The organism is Endozoicomonas sp. ALB115 (assembly GCF_049310245.1).
Classification (GTDB): domain Bacteria; phylum Pseudomonadota; class Gammaproteobacteria; order Pseudomonadales; family Endozoicomonadaceae; genus Endozoicomonas.
Genome location: NZ_JBLYZG010000143.1, coordinates 1 through 3,727 on the forward strand (window position 1 = coordinate 1; position 3,727 = coordinate 3,727).

2 protein-coding genes are annotated in these 3,727 nt (G+C 50.7%); both read left to right on the top strand.

The annotated features are described in order from the left end of the window. Positions 1-2,131 (top strand): DUF1601 domain-containing protein (locus ACO6VE_RS24015; RefSeq protein ID WP_422463993.1); only part of this gene is annotated, 2,131 nt, incomplete at its 5' end. 148 nt (positions 2,132-2,279) lie between these two features. Further along, on the top strand, positions 2,280-3,727 hold a 1,448-nt coding region (locus ACO6VE_RS24020; RefSeq protein WP_422463995.1), incomplete at its 3' end, for a DUF1601 domain-containing protein.

Sequence of the window (3,727 nt, forward strand, 5' to 3'; positions counted from 1 at the left end):
GACGCCAGAGTTCAACGAGGCCGTGGCCGCGTTGCTACCCCATGTAAACACACAGAAAGAACAATTTATTCCTCAGCATATTGCCAACCTGCTGTGGGCCATGGCGAAACTGGTGGACAAAGGGCTGGAGCGGACACCGGGTCTCAACGAGGCCATGGCCGTGCTGTTGCCCTACGTGAACGTACAAAAAGCGAACTTTAAACCACAGGGTATCGTTAACCTGCTGTGGGCCATGGCGAAACTGGTGGACAACGGGCAAGAGCGGACACCAGAGTTCAACAAGGCCCTGGTCGGGCTGTTGCCCCAAGTGAATGCACAGAAAGACTGGTTTATTCCTCTGCATATCGCCAACCTGCTGTGGGCCATGGCAAAACTGGAGGACAACGGGCTGGAGTGGACACCAGATTTCAACAAGGCCGTGGTCACGCTGTTGCCCCACGTGAACGCACAGAAAGACCAGTTTATTCCTCAGCATATCGCCAACCTGATGTGGGCTATGGCAAAACTCGAGGACAAAGGGCAGGAGCGGATACCAGGTCTCAACGAGACCATGGCCGTGCTGTTACCCCTCGTGAAGGCACAAAAAGCTCACCTTAAACCTCAGGAAATCACCAACCTGCTGTGGGCCATGGCGAAACGGGTGGACCACTGGTACGAGCAGACACCAGAGTTCAACGAAACCGTAGCTGCACTGTTGACCTGCGTGACCGAACCAAAAGCTAGCTTTAAACCACTGCATATCGCCAACATGCTGTGGGCCATGGCGAAACTGGTAGATAACGGGCAGGAGCAAACACCAGGGTTGAAAAAGGCCGTGGCCGCGCTGTTGTCCCACGCGAATGCACAGAAAGACCAATTTACTGCCCAGAGCATCGCCAACCTGCTACTGGCCATGGCGAAACTGGTAGATAACGGGCAGGAGCAAACACCAGAGTTCAACAAGGCCGTGGCCGCGCTGTTGCCCCGCGTGGACGCACAGAAAGACCAGTTTAGCCCTCAGCATATCGCCAACCTGCTGTGGGTCATGGCGAAACTGGTGGACAACGGGCAGGAGCAGACACCAGGTCTCAACGAGGCCGTGGCGGCGCTGTTGCCCTTCGTGCACATACAAAAAGCTAACTTTAACCCACAGGAAACCGCCAACCTGCTTTGGGCCATGGCAAAACTGGTGGACAACGGGCAGGCGCAGACACCAGGTCTCAACGAGGCCGTGACCGCGCTGATGCCCCTCGTAAATGGACAAAAAGCTCACTTTAAACCGCAGGGTATCGCCAACCTGTTTTGGGCCATGGCGAAACTGGTGGACAACAGGCTGGATCAGACACCAGGTCTCAAAGAGGCCGTGGCCGCCCTGTTGCCCCTCGTGAACGCACATAAATCGGACTTTAAACCACAGGAAATCGCTAACCTGCTGTGGGCCATTGCGAAACTGGGTGAACTCATTGAGCTGAACGTGGTTACCTCTACGTTCGAATCGCTGCTCTCTCGAATCAGTAAGAACCTTCAGTTTTCTCAGAAAGAGATATCGATGTCTCTCTGGGGAGTCATGGTATGCTGTGCCAGGTTGTTTCTGGACTCCAATGCCAATAAAAATAACCTATTTGAAAAACACATGGATGACCTGTTCATTCGTCTGGAAAATACATCGCCAGATAATGGCGATGATCAATCCATCATTACCATGGCTGCAAGTTGGCTTGGCAGAACCTGTTCGGTCGTCCGTCATTACCAGACAATCATTTCAAAAAACCAGGTCGACTTCCGTGATCAACTCAAATCATCTATTCCAGCTTTGACGATCGAAGAAGAAAAGTGTCTGAACTTATTACCTCCGGTTGATCTGTTACTGCCAGATCACAACATGGTGATTGAAATTCAGGGCCCCTCTCATTATGTGGGTGGTGATTTCAAAACCAGGAATGGTTCGACTCTGCTGAAAATCGCACTGTTGCAAAAAGCAGGATTTGAGGTCATTGAAATCCCGACTAACCAGCTTTTGAGCAACGATTTAATGAAACCCTATATTGATCAAATAAAGATCAGGGTAAGCATCCCGCCACAGGGTCATGACACTGTATCACTTAAAAGAGGGTGGACAGATGCTGCATACGTGACTGGTGAAGACATTTAGCAGAGCAAACCAAACCGGCAAAGAAGAAGAAAACAATCAGTAATCGCCTTCCTCCCATCATGACTCAAGTAAACTTTTCTGCAAAATGAACTTCTGGGCATAACAGCAGTCTGCTTTTTATATTTTCATGAATTAATGAAATATAATTATGGACAGAAGCTCTGCCGGTATCAGTGGTCAATACGCAAGATCAGATAATGATTATAATCGACCAGGTGGCCATGCTGTTTCTTCAAGGCGTGGACGATACAGACATGCCACGGTCAGGCAGTGGGATACTCACCCCCGCTCTACTCCGGGATGTAATAAATTTCACCATTCTTCCGGCACACGCCCTTCTCAATATTTGATTCACCGTTCAGTCAACTCTGCTCAAGATTTTAATGCCCTCATCAAACCAGAAATAATGGCTGGTCTGGTGAGGAAATCGGAACGTTTCGGTCATCGCTATGATGGGAGAGATCACGGTCTATATGCTAGTTCACTTAAAAAATACACGTCAGCTGCTAAAAGGCCGTTAAATCGAGCAGAACAAAGCCAGCTGATGCGTTTGCTGCAAAATTTCACAGCAACACGGAGCTGGAATTGGCGAAGCCTGACGACAACACTTCACTCATTGACTTCAGCAGGTGTTTTTACCCCTCATAAACCGCTGGATAAGCGCGTTGTGCTCACTCAAGCTGCCTTATTGTCGACACTACTTGATGCAATAATATTTAACTGCAACCAAAAACCGAAAGCCCGTGATATTGGTGCTCAGGAAATCGCTAACCTGCTGTGGGCCATGGCGAAACTGGTGGACAACGGGCAGAAGCGGACGCCAGAGTTCAACGAGGCCGTGGCCGTGTTGATGCCCCATGTGAACACACAGAAAAAACAATTTATTCCTCAGGGAATCGCCAACCTGCTGTGGGCCATGGCGAAACTGGTGGACAACGAACAACAGCAAACGCAAGGGCTCAAAGAGGCCGTGGCTGCCCTGTTGCCCCACGTGAACGCACAGAAAGCTGACTTTAAACCACAGGAAATCGCCAACCTGCTGTGGGCAATGGCGAAACTGATGGACAACGATCGGAAGTGGGTACCAGAGCTCAAAGAGACTGTGGCCGTGTTGTTGCCCCACGTGAACGCACAGAAAAACCAATTTAATGCCCAGGAAATCACCAACCAGCTGTGGGCCATGGCGAAATTGGTGGACAACGGACTGGAGCGGACACCAGGTCTCAACGAGGCCGTGGCCGTGCTGTTGCCCCACGTGAACGTACAAAAAGCAAACTTTAAACCACAGGGTATCGTTAACTTGCTGTGGGCCATGGCGAAACTGGTGGACAACGGCCAGGAACTGACATCAGAGTTCAACGAGGCTCTGGCCGCGCTGTTGCCCCACGTGAACGCACTGAAAGACTGTTTTATTCCTCAGCATATCGCCAACCTGCTGTGGGCCATGGCCAAACTGGTAGATAACGGGCAGGTGCAAACACCAGAATTAAAAAAGGCCGTGGTCGCGCTATTGCCCCACGTAAACGCACAGAAAGACCAGTTTAGTCCTCAGCATATCACCAACCTGCTGTGGGCCATGGCAAAACTGGAGGACAA